Annotated in this window: 25 protein-coding genes, 4 tRNA genes and 1 riboswitch; of the genes, 8 read left to right on the top strand and 21 right to left on the bottom strand. The window is 41.5% G+C overall.

Translation table 11 applies throughout. The features are described from left to right. Positions 1-176: 176 nt before the first annotated feature. The 18 genes from WA352_RS19330 to WA352_RS19245 all read right to left on the bottom strand — a co-directional run bounded on the left by WA352_RS19330 (position 177) and on the right by WA352_RS19245 (position 14,699). Positions 177-251 (bottom strand) — tRNA-Thr (locus WA352_RS19330). An 11-nt stretch (positions 252-262) separates the two neighbouring features. After that, positions 263-338, bottom strand: a tRNA-Gly gene (locus WA352_RS19325). A gap of 33 nt (positions 339-371) precedes the next feature. After that, positions 372-455 (bottom strand) — tRNA-Tyr (locus WA352_RS19320). 54 nt (positions 456-509) lie between these two features. Next, positions 510-585, bottom strand: a tRNA-Thr gene (locus WA352_RS19315). Positions 586-684: 99 nt separating this feature from the next. Then, positions 685-2,178: an anthranilate synthase component I gene (gene trpE, locus WA352_RS19310; RefSeq protein WP_005314857.1), complete on the bottom strand. Its 1,494-nt coding sequence runs from the start codon at positions 2,176-2,178 to the stop codon at positions 685-687. 109 nt (positions 2,179-2,287) lie between these two features. Further along, positions 2,288-2,953 (bottom strand): phosphoglycolate phosphatase, encoded by a 666-nt coding sequence (locus WA352_RS19305; protein ID WP_004802217.1) that lies wholly within the window; start codon positions 2,951-2,953, stop codon positions 2,288-2,290. Between the two features lie 70 nt (positions 2,954-3,023). Then, on the bottom strand, positions 3,024-3,641 hold the full coding sequence (locus WA352_RS19300) for an FHA domain-containing protein (RefSeq protein ID WP_005314855.1): 618 nt from the start codon (positions 3,639-3,641) through the stop codon (positions 3,024-3,026). 63 nt (positions 3,642-3,704) lie between these two features. Next, positions 3,705-5,957 (bottom strand): type II secretion system secretin GspD, encoded by a 2,253-nt coding sequence (gene gspD, locus WA352_RS19295; RefSeq protein ID WP_004802213.1) that lies wholly within the window; start codon positions 5,955-5,957, stop codon positions 3,705-3,707. Positions 5,958-5,997: 40 nt separating this feature from the next. Beyond that, on the bottom strand, positions 5,998-6,837 hold the full coding sequence (locus tag WA352_RS19290; protein ID WP_005314853.1) for a type II secretion system protein N: 840 nt from the start codon (positions 6,835-6,837) through the stop codon (positions 5,998-6,000). Then, entirely contained in the window at positions 6,837-7,580 is a 744-nt protein-coding gene (gspN, locus tag WA352_RS19285) for a type II secretion system protein N (protein ID WP_005200559.1), read from the bottom strand. Before gspN ends, WA352_RS19290 begins: the two co-directional genes overlap by 1 nt. A gap of 177 nt (positions 7,581-7,757) precedes the next feature. Beyond that, positions 7,758-8,084 carry an H-NS histone family protein gene (locus WA352_RS19280; protein ID WP_004802206.1) on the bottom strand — a complete coding sequence of 109 codons (327 nt, stop codon included), beginning with the start codon at positions 8,082-8,084 and terminating at the stop codon, positions 7,758-7,760. A gap of 391 nt (positions 8,085-8,475) precedes the next feature. Further along, positions 8,476-8,913 (bottom strand): acyl-CoA thioesterase, encoded by a 438-nt coding sequence (locus tag WA352_RS19275; protein WP_005314851.1) that lies wholly within the window; start codon positions 8,911-8,913, stop codon positions 8,476-8,478. 8 nt (positions 8,914-8,921) lie between these two features. Beyond that, positions 8,922-10,115: a hypothetical protein gene (locus tag WA352_RS19270; RefSeq protein ID WP_005314848.1), complete on the bottom strand. Its 1,194-nt coding sequence runs from the start codon at positions 10,113-10,115 to the stop codon at positions 8,922-8,924. Positions 10,116-10,121: 6 nt separating this feature from the next. Continuing rightward, positions 10,122-10,949, bottom strand: a complete 828-nt coding sequence (locus tag WA352_RS19265) for a hypothetical protein (RefSeq protein ID WP_336143654.1) — start codon at positions 10,947-10,949, stop codon at positions 10,122-10,124. Next, entirely contained in the window at positions 10,946-11,722 is a 777-nt protein-coding gene (locus WA352_RS19260; protein ID WP_005314843.1) for a uroporphyrinogen-III synthase, read from the bottom strand. Before WA352_RS19260 ends, WA352_RS19265 begins: the two co-directional genes overlap by 4 nt. After that, positions 11,722-12,639, bottom strand: a complete 918-nt coding sequence (gene hemC / locus WA352_RS19255; RefSeq protein WP_005314840.1) for a hydroxymethylbilane synthase — start codon at positions 12,637-12,639, stop codon at positions 11,722-11,724. Before hemC ends, WA352_RS19260 begins: the two co-directional genes overlap by 1 nt. A gap of 111 nt (positions 12,640-12,750) precedes the next feature. Continuing rightward, the gene (locus WA352_RS19250) at positions 12,751-13,491 is read right to left on the bottom strand and encodes a LytR/AlgR family response regulator transcription factor (protein ID WP_004802194.1); all 741 of its coding nucleotides are present in this window, start codon (positions 13,489-13,491) and stop codon (positions 12,751-12,753) included. Between the two features lie 65 nt (positions 13,492-13,556). Next, a complete protein-coding gene (locus WA352_RS19245) occupies positions 13,557-14,699 on the bottom strand; it encodes a sensor histidine kinase (protein ID WP_005314837.1) in 1,143 nt (380 codons plus the stop codon). On the opposite strand from WA352_RS19245, the gene argH reads away from it, so the two are divergent. After that, the gene (gene argH, locus WA352_RS19240; RefSeq protein WP_336143652.1) at positions 14,690-16,123 is read left to right on the top strand and encodes an argininosuccinate lyase; all 1,434 of its coding nucleotides are present in this window, start codon (positions 14,690-14,692) and stop codon (positions 16,121-16,123) included. The two genes, WA352_RS19245 and argH, sit on opposite strands and share 10 nt — an antisense overlap. Before the next feature lie 9 nt (positions 16,124-16,132). Beyond that, entirely contained in the window at positions 16,133-16,405 is a 273-nt protein-coding gene (locus WA352_RS19235; protein ID WP_005154766.1) for an oxidative damage protection protein, read from the top strand. A 295-nt stretch (positions 16,406-16,700) separates the two neighbouring features. Here the strand turns inward: WA352_RS19235 and phoU are convergent, their stop codons facing one another. Further along, a complete protein-coding gene (gene phoU / locus WA352_RS19230; protein WP_004802187.1) occupies positions 16,701-17,423 on the bottom strand; it encodes a phosphate signaling complex protein PhoU in 723 nt (240 codons plus the stop codon). A 147-nt stretch (positions 17,424-17,570) separates the two neighbouring features. Continuing rightward, a riboswitch (TPP riboswitch) is annotated at positions 17,571-17,691 on the top strand. Between the two features lie 89 nt (positions 17,692-17,780). On the opposite strand from phoU, the gene thiC reads away from it, so the two are divergent. From thiC to WA352_RS19200, 6 genes are all read left to right on the top strand, one after another. Continuing rightward, positions 17,781-19,676, top strand: a complete 1,896-nt coding sequence (thiC, locus tag WA352_RS19225) for a phosphomethylpyrimidine synthase ThiC (protein ID WP_005314830.1) — start codon at positions 17,781-17,783, stop codon at positions 19,674-19,676. Between the two features lie 75 nt (positions 19,677-19,751). Beyond that, complete coding sequence (locus tag WA352_RS19220; protein ID WP_005314826.1) at positions 19,752-20,369, top strand: NUDIX domain-containing protein; 618 nt, start codon at positions 19,752-19,754, stop codon at positions 20,367-20,369. Between the two features lie 22 nt (positions 20,370-20,391). Continuing rightward, a complete protein-coding gene (cpdA, locus tag WA352_RS19215; RefSeq protein ID WP_004802181.1) occupies positions 20,392-21,207 on the top strand; it encodes a 3',5'-cyclic-AMP phosphodiesterase in 816 nt (271 codons plus the stop codon). Positions 21,208-21,396: 189 nt separating this feature from the next. Then, positions 21,397-21,930 (top strand): RNA polymerase-binding protein DksA, encoded by a 534-nt coding sequence (dksA, locus tag WA352_RS19210; protein ID WP_004802178.1) that lies wholly within the window; start codon positions 21,397-21,399, stop codon positions 21,928-21,930. Between the two features lie 11 nt (positions 21,931-21,941). Continuing rightward, on the top strand, positions 21,942-22,850 hold the full coding sequence (gene gluQRS / locus WA352_RS19205) for a tRNA glutamyl-Q(34) synthetase GluQRS (RefSeq protein WP_005314823.1): 909 nt from the start codon (positions 21,942-21,944) through the stop codon (positions 22,848-22,850). Between the two features lie 88 nt (positions 22,851-22,938). Continuing rightward, entirely contained in the window at positions 22,939-24,192 is a 1,254-nt protein-coding gene (locus WA352_RS19200; protein ID WP_005314820.1) for a hypothetical protein, read from the top strand. 65 nt (positions 24,193-24,257) lie between these two features. On the opposite strand, the gene ftsW is transcribed toward WA352_RS19200, so the two are convergent. Further along, complete coding sequence (gene ftsW / locus WA352_RS19195) at positions 24,258-25,451, bottom strand: putative lipid II flippase FtsW (RefSeq protein WP_005314817.1); 1,194 nt, start codon at positions 25,449-25,451, stop codon at positions 24,258-24,260. A 10-nt stretch (positions 25,452-25,461) separates the two neighbouring features. Then, the gene (murD, locus tag WA352_RS19190; RefSeq protein WP_005314814.1) at positions 25,462-26,820 is read right to left on the bottom strand and encodes a UDP-N-acetylmuramoyl-L-alanine--D-glutamate ligase; all 1,359 of its coding nucleotides are present in this window, start codon (positions 26,818-26,820) and stop codon (positions 25,462-25,464) included. Between the last annotated feature and the right edge of the window lie 91 nt (positions 26,821-26,911).

Below are 26,911 nucleotides of genomic sequence, written 5' to 3'. Positions count from 1 at the left end.
AGCCTTAGCCATTTTGATTTTCCTCGTTTACGTCGACACCAGTTTAGAGAAAAACAACCCTGAAAAACCTTCTTTATCGACATTCGCCTAAAAAACTAGACACCTAATACTTGAAAAGCAGACTATAATAGCCTGCTTCTTTAAAAACTTGTGGAATAACCACTAAACTGTATATCTGGAGCTCTTATCGAGATTTGAACTCGAGACCTCTCCCTTACCAAGGGAGTGCTCTACCACTGAGCTATAAGAGCGACATCTTCGATGGAGCGGGAGACGAGGATCGAACTCGCGACATGCAGCTTGGAAGGCTGCCACTCTACCAACTGAGTTACTCCCGCATGTTGGTACTGACCACTTCAATCGAAGTTAGATGGTGGTGAGAGAAGGATTCGAACCTTCGAAACTTTCGTAGCAGAGTTACAGTCTGCCCCCTTTGGCCGCTCGGGAATCTCACCATATCACACTTACACAGTGCTGTTCTTTCACTTCATACTACCACACTTTTAAGATGGTGCCGGCACACGGATTCGAACTGTGGACCTACTGATTACAAGTCAGTTGCTCTACCAACTGAGCTATGCCGGCTCTTTCTTAGTGTTTCGTACGTTTCGTATCGGAACGGTGTGCAGTTTAGCAAAACTCTGAATCGATGCAAGTGCTTTTTTCAAAAAAATCGCTAAAAACTCATAAAATCAATCCGTTTGACGATAATTCAACCGCTTTGATCACTGCGCGAGCTTTTATTTGGGTTTCATTCCATTCAGATTCAGGATTTGAGTCTGCAACTAACCCTGCTCCTGCTTGTACATAGACCTTTTTATCACGAATTACACAAGTGCGAATCGCAATCGACATGTCCATTTCACCATGCCAGCCTAAATATCCAACAGCACCGCCAAATACACCACGTTTCACAGGCTCAACTTCGTCAATAATTTCCATGGCACGAATTTTTGGTGCACCTGAAAGCGTCCCCGCTGGAAATGTTGCTTTAAACACATCCAAAGCATCGACATCATCACGGACTTCACCCTGTACATTAGAGACAATATGCATGACATGTGAATAACGTTCGATCACCATACGGTCAGTGACTTGCACTTTCCCAATTTTAGAAACACGTCCCACATCATTACGACCCAGGTCAATCAACATCAAATGTTCTGCAATTTCTTTTTCATCCGCCAATAGATCTTGCTCCAAAGCAAGATCCTCTTCTTTGGTTTTACCACGCGGGCGTGTACCCGCCAAAGGGCGTACTGTTGCGATGCCATTTTCTAAGCGAGAAAGAATTTCCGGTGACGAACCCACAATATGGAACGGCTTTTGATCCGTTAAGGTTTGTCCTTGTACCAAGAATAAATACGGCGATGGATTTAAATGGCGTAATGCACGGTAAACCTGCAATGCCTCACCATCAAAATCAGACACCATACGTTGACCAGGCACTACCTGCATCACATCTCCAGCACGAATATATTCTTTGACCTTTTCAACCGTCTCAAGGAATTTTGCTTTGCCTGTGATCGATTCAAAATGCGGTGCAGTATGTGGTTTCGCTTGCAAGCTGACGGGTATTGCGAGTAACTGCTCAAGCTGATCCAGCTTTTGCTGAGCTTGAGCATAAGCATCAGGCTGATTCACATCGGCATGATGAATTAAAAATAAGGTATCTTTTAAATTATCAAACACAATCACGGTTTGAGAGAGCATCAACCAAAGGTCGGGTAGCGTTACAGGATCAACAGCAGGCACGTTTTTCAGTTTTGGTTCAATATAGCGTACAGCGTCATAGCCTAAATAGCCCACCAATCCTCCAGTAAAGCTTGGTAGATCAGGTAATTCAACTTGAGTAGGGACTTTAAACTGGCTTTGAAACTCACGTATATAGTCAAAGGGATCAGCACAATCTTGCTGTTTAACCGTACCATCTGCCTGTTGAATGGTGAGTACACCTGCATTGCATGAAAAAACAGTCGATTCCCCTAGGCCAATCATCGAATATCGCGCCCAGTTTTCCCCACCTTCGACAGACTCAAATAGATAAGCTTGTTTTTGTTGTTTAAAACGTGCAAAAACAGAAAGTGGGGTTTCAGTATCCGCTAAACGTTGGCGGTAAACAGGAATGGTGTTATAGCCTGCTGCTTTTAATTGTTCAAATTGTACGAATGTGGTCATGAATCTTCTCTATGGTTTTAATTTCTGTGCGTTGTTTCTTTAGTGCTATCTCAAGCCCGCCATCGAAAAACCATAACCATCTTCATGCCTATCTCCTTATTCAATCTGCTTAAACCAATTCCACCAAACGATCGACCACTTGTTGTGGCTGGCAGTCATAGATACTCTCTCCATGATTATAGCCATAGCTGACCACAATACAATCAATACCTGCGCGTCTTGCCGCTTCAACATCATTACTTGAATCACCAATCATCAATGTTGCGGACGTTGTCGTATTCTGAGCTTGCACGCAATGCAACAATGGCAAAGGATGTGGTTTACGTTCAGCTAAACTATCACCACCAACAACCATTTTAAAATAAGGACTCAATTGCAGAATATCCAAAATGCCTTTCGCTAAATGTTCAGGCTTATTGGTGACACATGCCATAGCAATATCATGATTTTGACAATAGTCTAAAAAAGGCAGAACCCCTTCATAGACTTGAGTATTTACACAGAGTTCCTGAGCATAGACGTCAACAAATGTACTGAGGAGTTGTTCTTGCTGCTGCGCACTAACGTGCCCAAACAAATGCTCCAACACAGCCTCACATAGTTTAGCTGCACCCTTTCCGACCCAAACACGAACTTGCGCTTCAGTCACTGTCGCGAAGCCCAGTTTTTCCAAACTCAAATTCATCGCTCGATATAGATCAGCGGCGGAATCTACCAATGTTCCATCCAGATCAAATAAAACTAAATTACGGCTTTGTAACTGAGCAACAGACATATATTTCGACCCAAGAAATGAAAAAGGCATACCAACGTGGGCATGCCTTGATTGTAAAAGCTTCGCCCGATTATTTAAAGAACAGCCAAGCAATCACTGCTAAAATGATCAGTACAATAATCGAAATCAAACCAACAGAAGCGTTCTTTTGTTGCTCTTTTTCCTGAGCAACGCGTGAAACTGGCTCATCAATCGCGACAGGCTGTGGCTCAGGAACCACCTGAACACTCACACCTTCTGGAATTGGAGCAGGTTTTGGAATACCAACCTGTTGTGGCATACCATCACGACTGATCGGTGTTTCAACTGCTCGCTCAGCAATGCTTGGCATACCTTGATCATGTGATGCAGCCGTTACAGGCTCAATCTCAATTTCAGGTAATTCAATTTCAGCTGTCGCTGGCGCAAGTACAGAGAATACAAAGCTTGCAAATTGTACGATATCGCCATCATGTAATTCGGTTTCCTGCTCAACACGCACATCGTTGATAAATGTACCATTTGACGAATTGAGATCTTGTACCCAAAGCTGATTATCTTTTAACACTAAAGCTGCATGACGACGCGAGATATCCGCTGATTGCAACAAAATATCAGCATCTTGGTGTCGCCCCACCAACATGTCACGTTCGACATTCAGTTCTTGCCCCGTAAATTCACCTGTAATGGCTTGCAATTTCCAAGTCATAGATGCATATCCTTATATAATTTCTTGCAATCATAACATTGTGACATAAGCGCTTCTGTGCATCTACTGTGAAGACGCTGGACGGATTGTCGTAGTGGTCACTGTGTTTTTACTACGCTCTGTTTCCTTGACCGGAAGTTGCACCGTTTTCTGCTGTACTGGAGGCTCTTCAATCGCAACTGGTGTTGTCACTACCACTGTTTTTTTAGCTTGGGTCGCGGTTGGAACTTTTTGATAAGGTGAATTCACTATTGCGGGTTGCGGGTTATAAATATCCGTAACATTTTCTGGCAACTTAGCAAAATTACCATTCTTATCCATTGCTAATTGCAAACTATACAATTGATTATAGCGCTGTTGAGATAAACGTCTCACGTCATCCGAATCTCCAACAATGGTTGGATGAATAAAGACCAGCAGGTTACGTTTTTCTTTACTCTTTGAATCCGCGCGAAATAAACGCCCGACATAAGGAATATCACTGAGGATCGGTAAACCTTGGCGTCCCATCGTTGCATTATCAACGACCAAGCCACCCAATACCACTGTCTGCCCATGATCTGCCAATACGGAGGTCTTAATTGCCCGCTTGTTGGTAATTAAATCCGCGGCCTGACCTTTCCCTTCCACATTGGAAACTTCCTGTTCAACTTCCAAACGGACTGAACCACCCTCGCCAATATGCGGAACGACTTTCAGGGTTACACCAACATCTTTACGCTCAACCGTTGTATATGGGTTCACAGTACTATTGCCTGTCGTTGCCACAGAGCCCGTGACAAAAGGAACGTTTTGCCCCACAACAATATAAGCTTCTTCATTATCCATCGTTACGATGGATGGCGTAGAAAGAAGATTCGATTGGGTATTTTCTTTTAATGCTTGAATCAGTGCACCATAGAGTTGACGAGAACCATTGCTGCCTTCTTTATACTTGCCTAAACCAATTGCAGCACCAGTCCCCAGAGCAGCACCAGCACCAGCTGCACCACCCGTTAAATAACCAGCCGCAATTTTGGACAAGCTTGATCCAACATTGGAAAAGTTGATTAGCCCGACACCGCTATTTAAATCACCCATCGCCCATTGCACACCCAATTGGTCTGCATCAGTTCCAACCACTTCAATAATCGCAGCCTCAATTAACACCTGCTGACGACGTGTATCCAATTGCTGAATCGCTGCATCAATTTCACGCATCAACTGAGGGTCAGCTTTCACCACCAACGCGTTTTGTGTTGGATCGGCAATAATACTGACACCGCCCTGATTAAAACTGGTGATACCTGAGTTCTGACTATTATTCGAATTGCTATTTAAATTAATTGAAGGTGTCGAAACAGAAGAACCTGTTGATGAGCTTGAATTCTGATTGTTCGAAATTAAGTTATTAATCGAATTTGATCTATTATTATTGCTATTTGATGATGAAGATGACGCCGATTGTCCTGTCACCAAACCTTGTAAAATCTCAGCTAAGTTCTTTGCGCTGGCATATTTCAAACGAAAGACCTTAAGCCCCCCCAAACGATCTGCTGACGGTACATCCAACATTTCAATCATCTGACGTAAGCGTTTACGTGAATCTGGATCACCCTTAATCAAAATCCGATTGGTGCGATTATCCGCAATAATACGTACACGTGAACCAATAAAGTCCTTCGATGCACCTGTTGCACTCATGGTCTCCAACAAGCCAATGATTTCTTCAGCTTGGCTTGATTGTAAGCTAATCGCCTCAATATCATTTTGCCCTGTACCATCCAAATTACGCACAATATTTTCGAGCTGATAAATATTGGTTGCACGATCAGAGACAATTAAAGCATTGGTGCCAGCAACTGCCGCCAAATGTGCGAATTGTGGCATTAACGGGCGTAATGCAGGAATCAAATCATTCGGATTGGTATTTTGCAACCAAATCACACGCGTTACAATCTGATCCCCCCCTGCGCGACTACGTGCATCATAAGGAATCCCAGAGTTTTTCGCATTGCTATCTGGTACAAGCTTAACCGTATTCCCAGAAGGAAGCGCGACCACGCCATTAACGTTGAGTACACCTAAAAATAGGTCATACACTTCATCTTTATTGAGAGGCTTGTTGGAAATAACCGTCACATTACCGCGCACACGAGGATCAACAGCAAAGTTCTTCCCTGTAATATCTGCAACTTCATTAATAAATGCGGTTAAGTCTGCATCACGTAGATTAATCTTCCATGTTTGTGCTTGCACATTGGTACTGATTGTCGCGACCAAAGGTGCTGCGGCAAGTAATGCCCAAAGTGGACGTTGATGATTTAAAAAAGCCATAACCTGCACTTATTCCTAACTGATGTGTGACGTGTGATCACTAAAAACTTTGTTGTATGGTCATCACTTGATCACCACGTTTTATTTCTATTTTGGCATGCCCTTCACGACGTACTTGCTCTAATAATTGTACTTCGTTGAGTCCCTGCCCGACGCTTTGACCATTGATCGATAGAATACGATCACCAGAACGCAAACCCAAGGTATTTTTTAAATTCGATGGCGTCTTATCCGATATTTCATAACCATCTGTGCCACCACCGCTCACCCCCATATTTTTCAGATATTGATCGCGATTGTCCTGCATTTGTTGAATTGCCTGACCTAAAGCGGATTGTGGTGTGTTCTGTGTCGGTGCAACAGTTGGAGGCTGAACATTATTGGCACTATTAAGTACGGGTGCAATGGGTTGATATAAACCTTTGTCCAATCCCTTAAATTTAACTTCTCGGGTAGCACCGTTGCCTTGTTTCAAGATCACATGATCCCAATACACTTCTGCCAGTTGATATGACGTTGATCCCACCGTTTCGCCAACACGATAACGTTCAGCAGTATCATTCAACTTAATCACAGCAGAAGACAAGTAATTTGGCTGGCCTAACAATACACCTTGCAATTCCAAATTAACATTATCATCTGCCGAGGTCGCTGCCGGCTCATTAAATAGCGCAAAGGAGCTAATATTAGGGACTTGGGCTTGTTGTGAACCTAGATCAACCCGATCAAATTGCATCGGTTGTGGCGGCGCAACTACCCACCAAAATAAAGAAGCCAGTTTCCAACATAACCATAAGATGAGTAGTACTAAAATCAGACCACTGAGCTTGTCCAGCTTTTGCCAACGCAGTTGTTGCATTTTTTGAGTGATTGCTTTCATTAGAAACCACCTTGCAGCAGCGGCTGACGCGAACTGATCACATAAGTATCTAGCCCAGCCTTACCTTGGTAAGATGGAATATTCAACAGCATTCTTTGTGTTAGCTGCACATCCAACATCAAATTTGTGTCTAGGCTTAAATTTGCCATTTTCTGCTGACGTTGATCGCGGACATCAATTTTTAACTGCCCATTTTCATCTTTCAGATCAGCCACTAAAGATGGCATATTCATACGGTCCTGACGCTGGCCAAAAGTATAGCTCAACGCGCCACCACCCCAATTCAATTGACCTTCTGTCGCACTAAAGCCTTTTTCTTTTTGATAATTCAATTGTACGTCTTTCAATTGAATTGAATTTTCAGGCCATTGCCAGTTGGCAAAATATTTTAATGTTTCAGGTGAAATTTTACCCTGCAGGTCTTTGATCATCATTTTTTGACCTAAACCATAGGCAAAAATTCCATTGAACTGGGTATTACCACTATGAATATCGAGATCTGCGCCAACGCGTAGTAACAGCAAATCGAGGGGACGGGTTTTCCAATGCACTGATCCACGCAATTGACCGCGCTGCCAATCTGCTTGCCCCTGCCAGATATTACCACTAACATTATGTAATAATTGATTATCTTTTGAAAATTTCGCAATTAACCATGTTGCTGGAATTTGTAAAATAATAAAAATTAAAAATGCAAAAATGGCGAAAAGCCACCATCTCCATTGCTTGGTTTTTTTCTTCATTCCACCCTTACCAACATGCAAATATCATCCTTTTTGAGACAATCGCCCCCTGAATGACATTATGCATACTTTTTCAACATCGCCAATTCTCTCATATAAAAAAACCAAGCTTTTTAAGCCTGGCTTTTAATAAAGGATAAAGTCATCGTATGACAGAACGATGACTTTTAAACTTGTTTAGATTAAGAAATCTTCAAGTTTTGCACCTTTCTCTAACTCAGCAACTAACCAGCGTGGCTGTTTACCACGACCAGTCCAAGTTTCTTCAGCATTGCTTTTATTACGGTAGCGTGGCTCTACTGCTTTACGCGTTGTTTTCTTACGCTTTTGCTCGCCCACTTCCAATAATTCTTCAACACTGAAGCCAATCGCATCTGCAATTGCAATAATTTGATTATATGCATCTTCAATTGCTTGATCTTTTTTACTCGCAATTAAAGCTTCAGCTTCAGCTTGTAAACGTTTTAAATCTTCTACAGATAACTCGCTAATATCTGGTTTCATTAGAACCACTCCGACTTAATAGGGGAAATATATCACTCAAAAATAAAATGAATTTCAAATTCGATTCAATATTAATTTATAAATGATTAAATAATCAATATAAGATTACCCCACTTAATCATATATCAAGCACTAAATCGCATTTTATTTACAATAAACCCAAAAAAAAGCAGCCGTGTTATATAAAAACATATTTTATAAAAGTGAATAGCAGACTAGTAGCAATACGATTTATATTAATTTACTCTTAATTTTATCTAAAAAATTCTAATTTTATTGGGCTTATCAAGGTTCAAATACACCAATCTTTCCAAAGCAGCGTATTTGAACCTTATTATATGAATTTACTATATAATCAAACAAAAATAGACATAATCGTCTTTATAATAATTTAATGAGATATTAAAGAGTGATCCACGCTTTGCTCGAGTTGAATTATCTTTTGCCTAATCGTATCAGGGATATTTAATTTTTTTGAAGTTAGCTTATCAACACAGACCATAACCGCCTCACCAGTCGCGACCACTTGATTCTGTGTTTCACTCCATAACACATAATGCATACGAAAAGCGCTATTTCTTAACTCTTCAATCCTTGCACCAATATGCAGCACATCAGGGTAGAATACCGGACTTAAATATTTACACTGGCTTGATGCAACGACTGTCAATATATCCTGATCAAAGATATTCAACGCCATTAAATAAGCAATGCGTGCACTCTCGATATAACGATAATACTGCACATTATTTACATGACCAAAAGCATCCATATCTCCCCAAGCAACCGTTTGCTTAAGCACAACCGGATAGACAGACAGTTCCTTCATATTTTCACTCATATCTTAAAATTAAGAAAATTCACATCATTTTCAAATATTAAATTTAACTGCCTGATTAAATCAGGATTATCACCCAAAGTTGATTTAATCCTTAAATAGCTCATTAAAATATTATCTGGATATAAAGTTAATAATTGCTCTGCTTCTGCCTGCCGTTGTGTTGCCACATAAATATGCCATTTTGCAAAGCTAAGCATCGGCACACTGGTATAACGCTGTTCAAGTTGCATAATGCGCTGCTCGACATAGGCATAATCTGGGATCTGCTTCAATAATTGTTGTTGGAACCACAGATAAAATACTTCTGGATCAAACTGATCTTGCAATAAATGCAAAGCCAGATCTTCATGCTGCAAACTCATTTCTGGCATACGTGCCAATAATTTCAACCAGAGTACTTTACTACTGTATGGACGAGTTTGAATCTCATCCTGTAAAACCAGATAACGTTGCTGTAATGCAGCAAGATCGTCCACAGAAGCCTGATCAAATCGTATAAGTAACTGCTGTAGCCATAAGTCACGATGTTCTGCATCTAATAAACCGTATTGGGTTGTTTGCAAGAATAACCACGGCTCTTGTAAGGCAAGCTTCCCCCATAATGCAGTAATACGTTGCTGATAAGCTGTTTCAATCTCAGTCAACCACGGAGAAAGCTGATGCTGGGCAAGAAACTCTAGATGGGTCAGCGCTTTCTGTGTTTCCTGCCGCTCAAGATAAATATCTATGCGTTGTAATTCAGCTAGCTCAAATGCCATCGGTGCAGATTTTTCCAAACTCTGCAAGGCAGTTTCATAATCGCCATTCTTATAATCAAATTGCGCATCAATAATATGATTAAGCAATCCTGACTGAGTATAAACACGCTCAATAAATACTTGCTGATCTTTCGCCGCTTCCAACAGCCAGACAATGCCAAGCTGTTCATAAGGATGCAAATCTTTAAAATGAAGGATCGTTTCTTTTTTCCGCTGCTCGCGGGCAAAATATCGTTTACCGAATAACCAAGTTAATTGTGCCAATAAACTGATCAGAATAAATAGTCCAATGAGCCCTAAAACACCCGTTTGAAATTGCCAATCTCGCCAATAGATATAGACATAGCCATTTCCATAGCCATAACTCAATACAGAAAACAGTGCGAATAGCACCAAACTTGCAAGCACATAAATCAACAGTAAACGTTTCATAATGCCTTATCCCAACAAACCCAGTGCGGTTAATTTCGGTGTTGGTACTACAGGTAGATTTGAAATTTTCTCTAAGCGTAATTTCATTTGTTGACTATTTTGATCTGGTAATTCAGCAAGTAATTGCATCACTTCCAGAATAGATTTTCGATATTCTGTTCGTTGCCCTTGTTTTAAGGCTTGAGAAGCGAGTAACAAACGTAATTGTGCTTCTTTCAAGGTAATATTACGATTCATCAAGTTAGGTGAGTTGCGCTGTACTTTTTCTAATTTGAACCACTGCCACCACGATGCCGTTTCATTTTTTGTCATAGACACTTTCGGGTTTCGGATTTCTTGTTGAATCTTTTGATCTAATTGCTGCAACAAATTATCCAGTTGCTGCTGCTGTTGTGTCTGACTCAAAACATATTGTTGAATGGCTTGTTTATCCTGCTCAATCGACTTAACCAAGCTATGTTGTAACGCAGGAGATACTGCATATTGCACAATATGCTGTTGCACTTGATTAAGTTGATCCAGCGCATAGATAAACTGTTGTTGATCCAATGCAAATTGAACCAATTGCAATTGCTGCTTAATCAAAATAACTGGTGCAATCCCCGTCACCGTAGTCGGGATGGAGACACTATCTGTGGGCTCTACCGAGCTGGTATTTTGCAACTGGCGTTGTACTGCAACAAATTGATCATTCAATAAAGCATAACGCTGCTCAGTTTGATCTAATTGCTGTTGTAACTGCGGTACAGTTTGAGAATATTGTGCAACATCGTAACTGAGTTTAGCTAACCACAATAAACTCAATCCTAATATTAGATAACCAATTTTTCTCATACATGTCCTTGCCAATCACTCATGCGTTGAATGATCTCTGATGCAGATAAATTTTCAAGCTGAATAATGTTAAATCCTTGAGCAGTCTGGTCCCGCACCTGTCTCATAATCTGAACCAGACGTGAGCCTAAAACCAAATAAACCCACTCTGTCGCACATGCATGCTGTCCACATAGCTGCTGCCAATAGTTCCAACTCGCTTCACTACTAATCAACACCGCAACAGGCTGATTTAAACTTATTTTTTTTACAATTTCAGGAAATTTAGAAAAACTTTGTTCTGGGCATTGCCGGCGATAAAGCACAAAATTCAGAATCTCAACACCTTGTTGCTGCAATTGCTGCATCATAAACTGCCGCCCTCCCAAACCACGCCAGAATGCAATTTTCTTTAAATGCATCTGCTGTTTTAGGATAGGAAGCTCCAGCATTCCCTCTGAAGTTTCCACCTCAGGAACAACACTTGCTATTTTAAATTGGGCTAAAGCCTTTGCTGTAGTTTGCCCCACTGCGACCCATTGAATATGTTTAAGCTGATCAAGTTGTAATCCCGCTTGCTGTAAATAACGCATCCCAATATCAACAGCAGTCGGACTAACCACCACAATCACTTGAGTCTCAGCCAAGGCGAAGTAAAGTTGTTGCAAAGCTTCAGAAAAAGGTTCTGCAACCAACTCAAGTAAAGGCAGCGCTTCAACCTGATAACCAACTTCTCTCAGAGCTTGAGTTAAAACAGAAGCACGGTCATCAGGACGTGTATTAATAAACAGCATTAATACAACGCTTTGAGCAATTCACCCGCACCTTGCGCTAACAAGCGCTGAGCAAGCTGCTCACCGAGTTGCTCAGCATCAACTGTTGCACCAACCAATTGCTCTTTCAACAAAGTCTTGCCATCTACACTGCCAACACGCCCTTCAATGTGTAATTGATCATTGGCCAAAATCGCATAACCTGCAATCGGCACTTGGCAACCCCCTTCCAGATAGGCATTAAAGGCACGTTCTGCACGTACACAAATCGAGGTTTCTTCATGCTGTAAGGGTTGGATCAACTTTAATAATTCCACATCATCCGTACGACACTCTAAACCAAGCGCACCTTGCCCCACCGCGGGTAAACTTACAACAGGGGTTAAGCAATGGCGAATTCTATCCGCGAGGCCTAACCGTTTTAAACCAGCACTGGCCAAGATGATCGCATCATACAAACCATCATCCAGCTTGGATAAACGCGTCCCTACGTTTCCACGTAAATCGATAATTTCTAAATCAGGACGGAGCTGTAAAATTTGACACTTACGGCGTAGGCTCGATGTACCTACTTTCGCACCTTGTGGCAACTCATCAAAATGTGAATATTGGTTTGAGACAAACGCATCTAAAGGATCTTCACGTTCACAGATCACGGCCAAGCTTAAACCTTCTGGTAAATGCATCGGTACATCTTTCATTGAATGTACAGCTAAATCCGCACGACCATCCAGCAATGCTGCTTCTAGCTCTTTTACGAATAAACCTTTACCACCAATTTTAGCTAACGGTGTATCTAAAATCTTGTCGCCTTGGGTGACAAACTTAACCAATTCAACCGTTAAATCCGGATAAAGCGCATTTAAACGAGAACGAATATGTTCCGCCTGCCAAAGTGCAAGAGGGCTTTGTCGAGTCGCAATTTTTAAGGTTTTCATAAATTCAAGTTAAGTATTGATCAAAGCAATTGTTCCAAACTTAACTTGATCACCTGAAATTGCAAGTAAAAATTCATAAAGTGATCAATCATTCAGCTGAAAAGCGGGGTTTTATAATTGATGCATACACTCTCTTAAACTCGGCAAGTGGCGACGGCTGACAGACAATCGCTCCTCCAACTCACGCAAACGCACCTGATATTGCCCAGCAGCCACCAATTCCAACCCTTCGAGATAGTCGAGCGAGACTAAGGCATTACGATGAATACGGATAAAACGGTCTGCAAATTCTAATTCCAAGTCTTTCAGTGTTTCATCAATTAGCACACTGCCATTTTTATGGCGAACAGTGACATATTTCTGATCTGCTAAAAAATAATAAACATTTTCCAATGGAATCAGTTCTACCCCGCGATAGGTTTTCGCAGCAATTTGATGGCGTTGTGTTTTGGTATCGTACATATCGTCTTGTTGTTTTAAACCAGTCATTTGTGCTTGTGTAAGGTGAGTTAAATGATTAAACACCTGTTGTAAATCTTGTTGTGCAACAGGTTTAAGTAAATATCCTTGTGCTTGAAATTTAAATGCTTCCAATGCATGTTGATCATATGCCGTACAGAAAATAATCGCAGGTCTAGGATTGAGCTGATTGAGTTGTTCAGCACATTCCAAACCATTCATTCCTGGCATTTGAATATCTAATAAAACGACATCAGGTGAGTCGTTTTCAATATGATTTAACACATCCTGACCATGATGCGCCGTCGCAATGACTTCGTGCCCCATCTGGGTCACTAAACGTGACAAACGCTCTACTGCGAGAGGCTCATCATCAGCAATCAGAACTCTCATCCTCTCCTCCTCTCCTCCTTGTCACCGTTAACTTCATCCATATTTTTTATGGTTAACTTGACTTATTATTTTACTCGATAGTGGTAGCTCACCACCGTCGTATATAACGACGTTCCCCCATAAATCTGAAACTTAACCGTTTGCCCATAATAAGCTTTCAGGCGCTGCTTCACATTGTCTATCGCAATACCATTTCCCTTTCTCGATTTTATTGTATCGTGAGAATAAGGGTTAGTAATGACTATACTGACTTGATTTTGCAATATTTCAACCAATACGCTAACGGTCGAAGGTTGCAAAACTTTCTCCACCCCATGAAAAATACTATTCTCAAGCAAAGGTTGCAACGTTAATAACGGAATCGTCACTCGTTTTAATTCAATGGGTGTCGCCTGTATGTTCCATTCTACATTCAAACGGGCACCTAAACGCATCTTTTCTATACTTAAATATTGCTGACATAAGTCAATTTCCTCAGCCAAGCTCACCAACTTCAGTTCTTGAAAACTCGCTCGGAATAAGCGCGACAAATTAATCAACATATTTTCAGCTTTTTCAGGGTCAATCGCAATTAAGCTCACCACACTATTCATACTATTAAATAAGAAATGAGGGTGTATCCGTGCCTGCATCGCCTGAATTCGCGCATTCAATTCACTATATTGCTGATTCATCCATTGCTCACGCATATACAAGTAACGCAAACAGAAAGCGCCTAACAAAACCCCATAGCTTAAATGTAAACTGCTCCCATGAAATAAGATCTCCTCTGAAAATGAACCTGAACGTGCAGCCCAATATTGAATAATATTGATCGCACAGGTAGTCAACAGTACAATCAGTTGCAACAGTACAAAGCCCATTATCAAGGCGACTTTCTGACTAAACTTAGCAAAAAAATCCTTAAAATAATCAACTAGTGTTGCGAAAGACAAAATCACCCAATTAATAAAAACCATATATTGCAGTACACGGAAGCCCTCTAAGGCTTGCCATGAGCGAGCTTCAGCCAAAGCCAACACCATCGCCAAGACATTACTTGCAACAATTAATTCTAATAAGTATTGCCATTGCCCAATTTTCGTAAAAAAATAGGAGCCTGATGGATTCCCCTGACGAGTTTGCGATAACTTCTTACGTCGAGTTTCGGCAACTGCGTTTGGATTTGCTATACTCTTTTTTATTTTGCTGAGCCGCCATGACCACATCTTCTCAATCCTCTTCTTCAGCCAGCCCGAATCAAACCTCTGGAATGTGGGGCGGTCGCTTCTCTGAAGCAACAGATGCTTTTGTTGCAGAATTTACCGCATCTGTGCAATTTGACCAACGTTTTTATAAACAAGATATTGCAGGTTCAATTGCGCATGCCACCATGCTTGCCAAAGTAGGTGTCCTCACTGAAGCTGAACGCGATGACATTATTCAAGGTTTAAGCACTATTCAAGCTGAAATTGAAGCTGGTAACTTTGAATGGCGCATTGATTTAGAAGATGTACACATGAACATTGAGTCTCGTTTGACTCAACGTATTGGCATTACAGGAAAAAAATTACATACTGGCCGTAGCCGTAATGACCAAGTTGCAACCGATATCCGTTTATATTTGCGTGATGAAATTGACGACATCTTAGGTCTATTATTACGCTTACAAAAAGGCTTACTGGGTTTGGCTAGTCAAAACACCAACACCATTATGCCAGGTTTCACTCATCTACAAACGGCTCAACCCGTGACCTTTGGTCATCACCTGTTAGCATGGTTTGAGATGTTAGTCCGTGATACTGAGCGTCTACAAGACTGCCGTAAACGTGTGAATCGCATGCCACTTGGTTCAGCCGCCTTAGCTGGAACAACCTATCCGATTGATCGTGCTTACACCGCAGAACTTCTTGGCTTTGAAGCAGTTTCAGAAAACTCATTAGATGCAGTTTCTGATCGTGACTTTGCCATTGAGTTTAATGCAGCTGCATCTTTGATCATGATGCATTTATCACGTATGTCAGAAGAGCTTATTTTATGGACTTCGGCACAATTCAAGTTCGTGAATATTCCTGATCGCTTCTGCACAGGCTCATCCATCATGCCACAGAAGAAAAACCCAGATGTGCCTGAGCTGGTTCGTGGTAAGTCAGGTCGTGTTTTTGGTGACTTAATTAGCCTATTAACTTTAATGAAAGGCCAACCATTGGCTTATAACAAAGACAACCAAGAAGACAAAGAACCATTGTTTGATGCAATTGATACCGTTCGTGGTTCATTGATGGCATTTGCCGATATGGTTCCAGCCTTAGTGCCAAATATCGAGATTATGCGTGAAGCAGCTTTACGTGGTTTCTCTACTGCAACCGATCTTGCAGACTACCTCGTCAAAAAAGGCGTGGCTTTCCGCGATGCACATGAAATTGTTGGTAAAGCGGTCGCTTTAGGTGTAGTTGAAGAAAAAGATTTATCTGAATTGACACTTGAACAACTGCAACAGTTCTCTGATTTGATCACAGCAGATGTATTTGACAAAGCATTGACGCTAGAAGCTTCTGTCAATGCGCGTGATCACATTGGTGGAACCTCTCCAAAACAAGTTGAAGCTGCGATTGCCCGTGCGCACACTCGCCTAGAACAGTTATACGCTTAAGGATTTATGATGACTAGACAAGTACTTTGCCGCAAATACAAACAAGAGCTTGAAGGCTTAGACTTTGCGCCATTTCCAGGCGCCAAAGGCCAAGAGTTCTTTGAAACAGTTTCAAAACAGGCATGGCAAGAATGGTTAAAACATCAAACCACCCTGATTAATGAAAAACGTTTGAATGTATTTGAACCTGATGCGAAGAAGTTCCTCGAAGAACAACGTGAGAAGTTCTTTAATAACGATGAAAGCGTAGAAAAAGCGGAAGGTTGGACTGAACAAAAATAAGTCGTTTTGTCTCACCCTGCTGTAAAAAGAGAGCTGTATTTCAGTTCTCTTTTTACATGATATTTACATAAGTAATAAAGCCTTACAGAGTATACACACTTGTCTACATGACTCTTTCGGGTAGCGTGTTTATAGTTATATTCAGAAGGACAAAGAGATACGTTGATATCTCACGTAACGCATGATATTTCTCTCCCAGACTTTCCCCCGAAGTCTGGGATTTTTTTATTACGCCTCTCTCAAAATTAAAAAACCGCTCTAGTTAGAGCGGTCAGTGATTATTTTACTTTTACCATTATTTTTGATGCACTTTCTGTTCAATTTCTTCAATACTGGTATGACGTACATCGGTACCTTTCGCCATATAAATAACTTGTTCTGAAATATTACGTGCATGATCACCGATGCGCTCTAATGAACGCAATACCCACATCACGTTAATCACACGTGAGATATGACGCGGATCTTCAATCATATAGGTCATTAAAGTACGTGTTGCCGACTGATATTCACGATCAATATCCACATCCGCCATCACCACTTTCAAGGCTTGCTCCACATCTAAACGTGCAAAAGCATCTAATGCATCATGAATCATGACACGTACTTGGTTTCCAATATGACGTGTTTCCATATAACCACGAGGAGACTCACCTTCTTCACACAGGTTTTGCGCAATGCGTGCAATTTTTGCAGCTTCATCACCAATACGCTCTAAATCGGTATTGGCTTTACTCATTGCGATCACCATACGCAAATCAATTGCTGCAGGGTGACGACGTGCGAGAATTAAGGTTAAACCTTCATCAATATCACGTTCGAATTGGTTCACTGCATTGTCTTTAAACTGCACATCAATGGCTAAGTTCGCATCTGTGTCTAATAAAGCATGAATTGAGTTAGCAACTTGTTGCTCCACTAATCCACCCATGGTCATAAACTTGGTGTGCACATCTTGCAAGTCTTCATTAAATTGTGAAGAAATATGATGACTTAACACAGGATTGCTTGGGCTCACAGTATGCCTCCACTAGACACATGGAAAAAATGATTGGTGATTAAAACATAGAAATGATGAAACTTTTATGACAATAGCACGGATTCGTCCCCTGTTGATTGGTGTGAATTGATACAACAAAAATAAAAAAATCTGTTAGTCTAAATGCCTAGCTTGACGGAGCGCAGTTAACAAACTGCTGAGATTATCTTAATTACGCAATTTAAAGATAAGTACCGTTGAACCTGATCAGGTTAACACCTGCGTAGGAATCAAGCCCAACAAAAACTTCGCCTGCATTTATCTCATTCACGAGGTGAATCCGCCATGGTTTTTGGTCGTGCTTGATTCGTTAATGCCATACATAAGGATCATGCCATGAACCAATTAACGAATCTTTCCCCTGCTGATATTTCTGCTCAACATGAGCAAGCTGCAAAAGATTTAACCCGAATATTACCTGCATCTCGAAAAGTCTATGTTGAAGGTTCTCGCCCTGATATCCAAGTTCCCTTCCGTGAAATTAGCTTAACCGAAACGCCGACTGGCTTAGGTGGTGAACACAATCCACCCGTCATGGTCTATGACACTTCAGGCGTATATACCGATCCAAATGTACAAATCGACCTGAACAAAGGCTTACCTTTAGTGCGTCAAACATGGATTGAAGAACGCCAAGATACCGATGTACTTTCTGGTCTTAGCTCTGAGTTTGGTCAAGCACGTTTAAAAGATATTCGTACAGCTGAAATCCGTTTTGCCCACATTCAAAACCCACGTCGCGCGCAAACAGGAAAAAATGTCACGCAAATGCACTATGCCAAGCAAGGTGTTATTACTCCTGAAATGGAATATATCGCCATTCGTGAGAACCAGCGCCAACGTGAAAATGTAGATATGCGTCAGCATCCAGGGCAAAACTTTGGTGCACAAAACTTAAGAGAGATTACACCTGAGTTTGTCCGTCAGGAAATTGCTGCGGGTCGTGCCATTATTCCGGCCAATATTAATCACCCAGAATGCGAACCGATGATCATTGGTCGTAACTTTTTGGTGAAGATTAATGCCAATATTGGGAACTCTGCACTTGGTTCATCTATTGATGAAGAAGTCGCGAAGATGACGTGGGCAACCCGCTGGGGTGCCGACACCATCATGGATTTATCGACAGGTAAAAATATTCATGAAACCCGCGAGTGGATTATCCGCAACTCACCTGTTCCAATCGGAACTGTACCGATCTATCAAGCACTCGAAAAAGTCGATGGTGTAGCTGAAGACCTAACATGGGAAATCTTTAAAGACACCTTGATTGAACAAGCCGAACAAGGCGTTGACTACTTCACCATTCACGCAGGTGTATTACTGCGTTATGTACCCATGACCGCAAATCGTCTCACGGGCATAGTGTCTCGTGGCGGTTCGATTATGGCGCAATGGTGCTTGGCCCATCATGAAGAAAACTTCTTGTACACGCATTTTGATGAAATCTGCGAAATCATGAAGGCCTATGACGTGTCATTCAGTTTGGGAGATGGTTTACGTCCAGGTTGTGTGCAAGATGCCAATGACGAAGCGCAGTTTAGTGAGCTTAAAACATTGGGTGAATTAACGCATCGCGCTTGGGAACATGATGTACAAGTCATGATTGAAGGTCCTGGTCACGTGCCAATGCATATGATTAAAGAAAATATGGATCTTCAACTCGAAGTCTGTAAAGAGGCGCCTTTCTACACCCTTGGCCCACTCACCACAGATATCGCACCAGGTTATGACCATATCACCTCTGCGATTGGTGCTGCAATGATTGGTTGGTACGGTACGGCGATGCTGTGCTATGTCACGCCAAAAGAACACTTAGGTTTACCGAACAAGAAAGACGTCAAAGACGGTATTATCACCTACAAGATTGCAGCACATGCAGCTGACTTGGCCAAAGGCCATCCAGGTGCACAAGTCCGCGATAATGCCTTATCTAAAGCACGCTTTGAATTCCGTTGGGATGACCAATTTAATTTAAGCTTAGATCCAGACACAGCACGCAGCATGCATGATGAAACGCTTCCCAAAGAAGCGCATAAATCTGCACACTTCTGTTCGATGTGTGGACCAAAATTCTGTTCGATGAAAATCACCCAGAATGTGCGAGATTACGCGCAAAATCAACACAATGCCAAGCAGTCAAATGATGCCGAAACAGAAGTTGAAGCAGGTCTCAATGCGATGAAAACCGCTTATCAGGAACATGGTCAAAAATTGTACCACAAGGTGTAAATCAACTAAAAAAAGATTTTCCTGCGAATCATTCTCGGTTAGGATGAGATATGTACAATCTCATCCTGATTGAAGATGAATATTCTTGACCACGCCAGCTATTCAGCAACCGACGTTACGATAGAATCTCGAGAGCCTTTATTTCGAGGATTCATTCAAGTTGAGAAAGTGAGTTTAAAACATCGGTTATTTCACCGAGAAGATTTTTCACCTTTAATTCAACGTGAATTGGTTCATCGTCCAGAAGCCGCTGGCGTTTTACTATATAATGACCAACAACAACGCTTTGCACTGATTGAACAATTTCGTGTCGGTGCATTGAGTGATCCAGTGTCGCCATGGCAACTCGAAGTCATCGCGGGGGTACTTGATGGAAATGAATCGCCTGAAAGCTGTATCCGCCGTGAAAGCCTAGAGGAATCTGGCAGTGAGATCACCACATTAAAACATTTATTTAGCTTCTACCCTTCTGCTGGCGCATGTTCTGAATTTTTTCATTTATATGTAGCAGAAGTTGATTTGCCAAAGGACGGGGGCATTTTTGGGATGCCAGATGAAGGGGAAAATATTCAACTTCATCTATTTGATTATTCCGCATTAGAAGCATTATTAAATAACGGGCGGTTGAGAAACGCACCTGTAATCATGGCATTGCAGTGGCTGTCTCAACATATACAACTACAACAAAGATAAAAATCTGAAGGGGCTAACGACGGTGACTTTCCAAGTCTCATCATTATCGCAACAAGATTTTGTGATGATACAGATTACTGATACACATTTATTAGAGTATCCACATTTAGAATTTGTCGGGATGCAGCCCGAACAAAGTTTTCATGCTGTAATCGACTTGATGCGCCAGCAACATCCTCATATTGACCTCATTGTACACACCGGTGATTTGGCACAATCGCCAACACCATTGACATATAAACGCTATGTACAACATATGCAAAGCGTGGGAATTCCCTTTTTCCATACGCCAGGCAACCATGACGATGTGGCGCATTTTCCATTTCATGAAACAGATCCAACTCAGCCAACGGTGATTGAACTAGGTCAATGGTGCATTATTTTATTAAATAGCGCACAACCAAAACGTATTGATGGAAAAATTGCTGACGCACAATTGCAGCAACTCACCCAATTACTTGCACAACAACATGATCGTCATGTGCTGATTGCTTGTCATCATCATCCTTTTGCGATGCAATCGGCATGGATTGACCAACACAAGCTCAAAAACTCCTCAGACCTGTTGGAAACAATCCAACCATTCTCCAATGTCAAAGCAATAGTCTGTGGTCATGTACATCAAGATTCGATCAATACATGGCAAGGTGTTGAATTTTTATCTACCCCTTCAACCTGTATCCAATTCAAACCAAGAAGCGATAAATTTGCACTCGATGAAGAGCATCCTGGTTACCGCTATATCTGCCTTAAAGCGAACGGTGAACTGGAAACTCAGGTCTATCGTTTACCGACATCGCAACGAATGAGTAGTTCTGAAGTTTTAGGATATGATTAAACTTTTGATTACAAATTACATTGTCAATTTCAGACAAAATCTGGACGGGAATGACTACCATCTTGCTCAAAAACTCTATATGATGTCGACCCTTGATGGGAAAAACCATCTCAGGTTTCTATAAAAACACTTGCATATCACCATATTTTTTGCGTATAGATAGTACGTGTAAGATGAGGAATGCCCTATATGGCGAATGACAACCAAAATCAAGTCTTGGACGAACAGACAGAAGTGATCGACGATCAAAAATTGGCTGTAAAACGTACACGCAAAACCAAACCAAAAGCTTCAGAAAGCGGTACAACTGCGAGCTTATTTGGAATTGCGCCTTATCAGCCAAAGAAAAATGAAGAATATATGTCTGAAGGACAACTTGAGCATTTCCGCCAAATTTTAAATGCATGGAAAGCAGAGTTAATGTCTGAAGTTGATCGTACTTTAAATACGATGCAAGACGAATCTAGTGCACTTCCTGACGTCAATGACCGCGCGACGCAAGAAGAAGAATTTGCGATTGAATTACGTACACGTGACCGTGAACGCAAACTCATCCGTAAAATCGAACAATCGATTGAAGCCATTCAAAACGAAGACTACGGTTTCTGTGAAACTTGTGGTATCGAGATTGGCTTACGTCGTTTAGAAGCTCGCCCAACTGCGACTTTATGTATCGATTGCAAAACTTTGGCTGAAATCAAAGAAAAGCAAAATAACGGTTAATTTTGAAAACCGTGTTGAGCCATGAAGTTAAGCAAAGCGATGCTTTGCTTAATCTTCGCTCATATGTGGGTCGGTTTGCGCCATCGCCAACCGGCCCATTGCATTTTGGCTCCCTGCTCACCGCAGTTGCCAGTTATTGCGACGCCAAAGCCAATCACGGCCAATGGCTGGTTCGGATTGAAGATACCGACATCCCTCGCATTTATCCCAATAGCGAAGCACACATTCTCTCTTGCATTGATGCCTTTCAATTTGAACCCGATGCAGAAATTATTTTTCAAAAAGATCGTTTCGAGATCTATGAGCAGGTGCTTGAGCAACTCAAGCAATTCAATGCGATTTATGCCTGCCAATGTACCCGTAAAATGCTGGGTTCCAATCATATCTATGCCGGAACCTGCCGCAATCTCAATCTTGATTTTGCTGATCAGGCCGTTCGCTTAAAAGTTTCCGACCAACTGATTTGCTTTCAAGATCGATTACAAGGCCAGCAGTGTTCTAACTTACAGCATGATCTGGGTGATTTTGTATTAAAGCGTCGTGATGGCATTATCAGCTATCAATTGGCAGTAGTGGTCGATGATTATCTGCAAGGCATCACGCATGTTGTACGCGGTGCGGACTTACTCGATAACACCGCTCGACAAATCTGGTTAGGTTCTTTACTGGGTTATCCAAGTTTAAGCTATATGCATTTACCACTTGCCATGAACGATCAAGGGCAAAAACTGTCTAAACAGAATCTGGCACAAGCATTGGATATCACTCAAGCCCCCAAACTATTACAGCAAGCGATCTTGGCTTTAGGCCAACCTGCGGTGGAACTGAATCAACCGCGGATTATGCTACAACAAGCCGTGCAGCAATGGGATGTCAAGCTGATTCCAAAAGGTGAGCATTTAACTGGAATCTATTTATAAAAACAATTAACTAAAATAAAATCAATCACCAAAATAAAAAGCTTTCATCACATTAAAAATTTGAGACAACAAATTAAAGGGGAAACATATGTCTTTAGGTGCAATTTATTTATGGGAACCTGAAATTTTTACAGCCGAGATTCCTTCGCTGAATGATTCTGAGCGTGCAGCTTATGATTTATATCAACAGCACCGAGATACTGAGAGTCAAGGCAAGACACTACAGGCATGGATTAATTATATTGTTATAAAAGTAACCGATCCAAAATATAGCGAGTTCTTTTCTAATGAAATAGAGGACTGGGTTATAGGTTTACAGCACGGTCTAACAACGGCACCGTGTGCGATATTAGAATTAGAACATTTCGATATTTTGGCGCAAGGTGATGCGTTATACAGAGTATTTTATGAAGCTGTTCGGGCTTCAGGAGTCGGTTTTTATGAACCACGCTTTGCGGCATGGGGAGTAAGCGTTCTCCAAGTCCCAACCAATGCGGTCTCAGCAATTCTTAAATCTTTTCTTAAACCCTTAAGCACTGAACAACAGGTCTTTGATCTGGACAATATTCAGGCGCCACGAAATATAAAAAAAGCTGAAGAATTGTTTAAGCTATGGTGTTTACATCACCCCGTTTTAAAAAAGCTAGAGTTACATCGGTTTTATCGAAATTATGATTTTATTGACCCCCAATGGAATCGCCCTGACGCTGAAACTAATATGAATAGTGGAATGAGACATTTCATACTTATTAGCGATAGAAAAAGTATTTTTTATCAACTCAAAGTTATCTTGTGGAGTTTAACCCAATCTCCAGACATTGATCTGACTTTGGATTTGACAAATCATTTCTTAACAGAAGAGATGAAAAGTAAATTTACCAAGAAACTTAAAGTTAGAGTCGACATACCAGATATTAGAGATACAACAAAAAGAGTATCTGGAGCTGAACAATTTTATGCATTAAATTTTAATTTAAACTCAAGATGGGAAAGTAACTATGGCATCCAAATTTTTTTCCCAGAGTTTGATCGACTTGTAAATTTTTTGCATCAGCATTTCGCAAACGGCAATCTCAAAAGTCTACAAACATGGGCATATGGAGATGCGATTGATCATATTCTAGTGCAAATGCATTGGTCACAGGAACTCATGATTATTGCGCTTGGGTTAGATAAGGATTATTTAGAAAAACGTTATCAATATCATGCTGAAATTCTTCGTCATGAAAAAAAAGACGCTGAACTTAATTACTTAAATGATAGCTATGCAGAATATAAAATATTAATGAATTTGGTTGAAGAGGCTGGTACCGCATTACCGCCATATCAAAAAATACAATAAATACAGATTCCCCTCTTCCTTTATCTCACATCATATTTGGATAAAGAAAGAGGGAGAGACGTCTATCAGAAATTTGATTCTTCTTTTACAGGATTCAACTCTTGCGTTGACGCATCAATTTTTAGAATCAAGCTAATCATCGCCGCACACATCATGAGTGATGTACCGCCATAACTAATGAAAGGCAGAGTCAAACCTTTGGTTGGCATCAAGCCCATATTCATGCCTGCATTGACCAAAATCTGCATCAGGAAGATGATACTAATCCCGTAGGCCAAATAACCTGCACGTAAGTAGTTATGTTGCAAGGCACGGTGACCAATACGGATACAACACGCCAGCATGGTAAACGACAGCATCATCACAATCGACACACCAAAGAAACCAAACTCCTCACCTAACACCGCCAACATAAAGTCGGTATGCGCTTCAGGTAGATATGAGAGCTTCTGTACACTGTGCCCTAAGCCCGTACCAAACCACTCACCACGACCAAAGGCCATCAAAGCATTGGAGAGCTGATACCCCACACCCAAAGGATCTGCCCAAGGGTTAGTAAACGAAATCAAGCGTTGGAAGCGGAATGGTTCGAAAATAATTAATGCACTGACACCCGCAAAGATTGCACCCAGCATAATCAAGAACTGCGTTGCAGGTGCACCCGCCAAGAAGAATACACCCACCATCATTAACACGATAACAACAGTTGCGCCCAAGTCAGGCTCAGCAACAATAAAACCAACCGTTAAAGCCATCACCCCGCTTAAACGCAATAAGCCTTTCCAGTGGGTACGGACCTCTTTGGCTCGACGCACCACATAGTCTGCGGTGAAAATCGCCATCACAATTTTGGCAATCTCGGTTGGCTGCAAGGTAAAGCCACCGACCTTAATCCAGCGATGGGCACCATTCACTTCAGAACCCACCACCAGCACCGCCAACAGCAATACGATGGTAATGAGCCATAAAGGAAAGGCATTTTTAAACCACAGATTTAATGACACCCGATAAGTCAGAAACGCCACCAGCGCAGCCACGACAATTGAGATACCATGACGAATCAAGAAATAAAATGGGCTTTCATGGATATATTCTGCATATGGCATCGAAGCAGATGCCACCATAACCGAACCGAAACACAGTAAAGAAATCACACAAAAAATCAGGATATTCCGCGCTGTCATTTCTGCTGGAAGCTTGGGTAAACGATTCAGCAACTGCGAAATCTTTTGCACCGTATTTTGGGCTAAATCAGCCATAGTCTTGTTCCTAGTTCTTCTTTTCGTTCAAGGCATTTACACATGCCACGAATTGATGCCCACGATCATTGTAGCTTTTAAACATATCAAAGCTTGCACAAGCCGGCGAAAGTAAAACGACATCTTCCGCTTGTGTGGCTTTTTGAGCCAGTTCGACCGCTTCTTTTAAGCTATTTGCATGCTGAATAACTGTTGTACCTTGAATCGCCTGTTCAATCACCGCAGCATCTTCACCAATGAGAATCACTGATTTCACATATTTTTGAATTGCATCACGGAGAGGCTTGAAATCCTGCCCCTTACCTTGCCCACCTAAGATCAAGGCTAACTTCCCTTTGTTCACTTCAATTGCAGCACCAAGACCATCAATTGCAGCTAGCGTCGCACCAACATTGGTTCCTTTAGAATCATTGTAATAGCGTACACCATCAATCGTTTCGACATACTCACAACGATGTTCCAAGCCCTTAAAATGCTTAAGCGTTTCAAACATCGAATCCGTAGGTAAACCAATCGCCTCACCCAATGCCAAACATGCCAATGCATTGGCAACGTTGTGCATCCCTTGAATATACATCTCAGAGGTTCTCAACAAACGCTCTCTTCCACGCGCTAACCACATGCTGCCATCGGCATCACGTAATACACCATATTGATTTAAATCAGGTGCATTCAGACCAAAACTTTGCATTGGCGTAACATCTGGAACCAATGGACGGCTTAGATTGTCATCACGGTTATAAACGACTTTTTTCACACCCTGAAAAATACGATGTTTGGCTTTGTGATAACCCAACATATCGCCATGACGATCTAGGTGATCTTCACTCATATTCAACACCACAGCAACTTCTGCATTTAAATGTGATGTGGTTTCAAGTTGAAAGCTCGATAACTCTAAAATAATCAGATCAGGTTTATCTTTTAATAAATCCAATGCAGGGCGACCTAAATTGCCACCGACAGCCACATTTTTGCCAGCCTCTTGTGCCATCAAGCCGATTAATGTGGTCACGGTACTTTTTGCATTTGATCCTGTAATCGCAATAATTGGCACCTCAGTCGCACGGCGTAATAATTGAATATCACCAACAACTGGAATACCTTTTTCAATGGCCTGTTGAATTTCTGGAAGTTGAGGTGCAAGCCCTGGACTGAGAATAATTTCTTCTGCTTGTAATAAAAGCTCGGTATCGAGTTGACCAAAACTGGTACGAACACCTGTTGGAATCTGATCATGTCCAGGTGGGGTTGCGCGTGAATCTGTTACTGCAACTTGGTAGCCCTGTTCATGTAGAAAGTTAACTGCTGACACACCCGAAATACCCAAGCCAGCCACAACTTTTAATCCACCACGTTGTATTAACATTTTCGCCCCATTTTTTGCAGATTACAGAATGGCAAAAATGTTAGCACTTTACTGTTTTAAATGCTTTTTCAGTTTTGGTTTTATTCAATCT

This window comes from Acinetobacter sp. 102, assembly GCF_037028485.1.
Taxonomy (GTDB): Bacteria; Pseudomonadota; Gammaproteobacteria; order Pseudomonadales; family Moraxellaceae; genus Acinetobacter; species Acinetobacter higginsii.
Note: the sequence above shows the minus strand (reverse complement) of the source record. Positions and strands in the feature narration are given on the sequence as shown.

Bases quoted from the DNA above. Each gene is read 5' to 3' on its own strand.
- dksA (WP_004802178.1), top strand. From the start codon at position 21,397: ATGGCGAATGACAACCAAAATCAAGTCTTGGACGAACAGACAGAAGTG.
- WA352_RS19280 (WP_004802206.1), bottom strand. From the start codon at position 8,084: ATGAAACCAGATATTAGCGAGTTATCTGTAGAAGATTTAAAACGTTTA.
- WA352_RS19235 (WP_005154766.1), top strand. From the start codon at position 16,133: ATGACTAGACAAGTACTTTGCCGCAAATACAAACAAGAGCTTGAAGGC.
- WA352_RS19290 (WP_005314853.1), bottom strand. From the start codon at position 6,837: ATGAAAGCAATCACTCAAAAAATGCAACAACTGCGTTGGCAAAAGCTG.
- WA352_RS19265 (WP_336143654.1), bottom strand. From the start codon at position 10,949: ATGAGAAAAATTGGTTATCTAATATTAGGATTGAGTTTATTGTGGTTA.
- trpE (WP_005314857.1), bottom strand. From the start codon at position 2,178: ATGACCACATTCGTACAATTTGAACAATTAAAAGCAGCAGGCTATAAC.
- WA352_RS19250 (WP_004802194.1), bottom strand. From the start codon at position 13,491: ATGAGAGTTCTGATTGCTGATGATGAGCCTCTCGCAGTAGAGCGTTTG.
- WA352_RS19245 (WP_005314837.1), bottom strand. From the start codon at position 14,699: ATGTGGTCATGGCGGCTCAGCAAAATAAAAAAGAGTATAGCAAATCCA.
- WA352_RS19270 (WP_005314848.1), bottom strand. From the start codon at position 10,115: ATGAAACGTTTACTGTTGATTTATGTGCTTGCAAGTTTGGTGCTATTC.
- WA352_RS19275 (WP_005314851.1), bottom strand. From the start codon at position 8,913: ATGAAGGAACTGTCTGTCTATCCGGTTGTGCTTAAGCAAACGGTTGCT.
- argH (WP_336143652.1), top strand. From the start codon at position 14,690: ATGACCACATCTTCTCAATCCTCTTCTTCAGCCAGCCCGAATCAAACC.
- gspD (WP_004802213.1), bottom strand. From the start codon at position 5,957: ATGGCTTTTTTAAATCATCAACGTCCACTTTGGGCATTACTTGCCGCA.
- gspN (WP_005200559.1), bottom strand. From the start codon at position 7,580: ATGAAGAAAAAAACCAAGCAATGGAGATGGTGGCTTTTCGCCATTTTT.
- murD (WP_005314814.1), bottom strand. From the start codon at position 26,820: ATGTTAATACAACGTGGTGGATTAAAAGTTGTGGCTGGCTTGGGTATT.
- WA352_RS19200 (WP_005314820.1), top strand. From the start codon at position 22,939: ATGTCTTTAGGTGCAATTTATTTATGGGAACCTGAAATTTTTACAGCC.
- ftsW (WP_005314817.1), bottom strand. From the start codon at position 25,451: ATGGCTGATTTAGCCCAAAATACGGTGCAAAAGATTTCGCAGTTGCTG.
- WA352_RS19305 (WP_004802217.1), bottom strand. From the start codon at position 2,953: ATGTCTGTTGCTCAGTTACAAAGCCGTAATTTAGTTTTATTTGATCTG.
- WA352_RS19300 (WP_005314855.1), bottom strand. From the start codon at position 3,641: ATGACTTGGAAATTGCAAGCCATTACAGGTGAATTTACGGGGCAAGAA.
- WA352_RS19220 (WP_005314826.1), top strand. From the start codon at position 19,752: ATGAATATTCTTGACCACGCCAGCTATTCAGCAACCGACGTTACGATA.
- thiC (WP_005314830.1), top strand. From the start codon at position 17,781: ATGAACCAATTAACGAATCTTTCCCCTGCTGATATTTCTGCTCAACAT.
- hemC (WP_005314840.1), bottom strand. From the start codon at position 12,639: ATGAAAACCTTAAAAATTGCGACTCGACAAAGCCCTCTTGCACTTTGG.
- WA352_RS19260 (WP_005314843.1), bottom strand. From the start codon at position 11,722: ATGCTGTTTATTAATACACGTCCTGATGACCGTGCTTCTGTTTTAACT.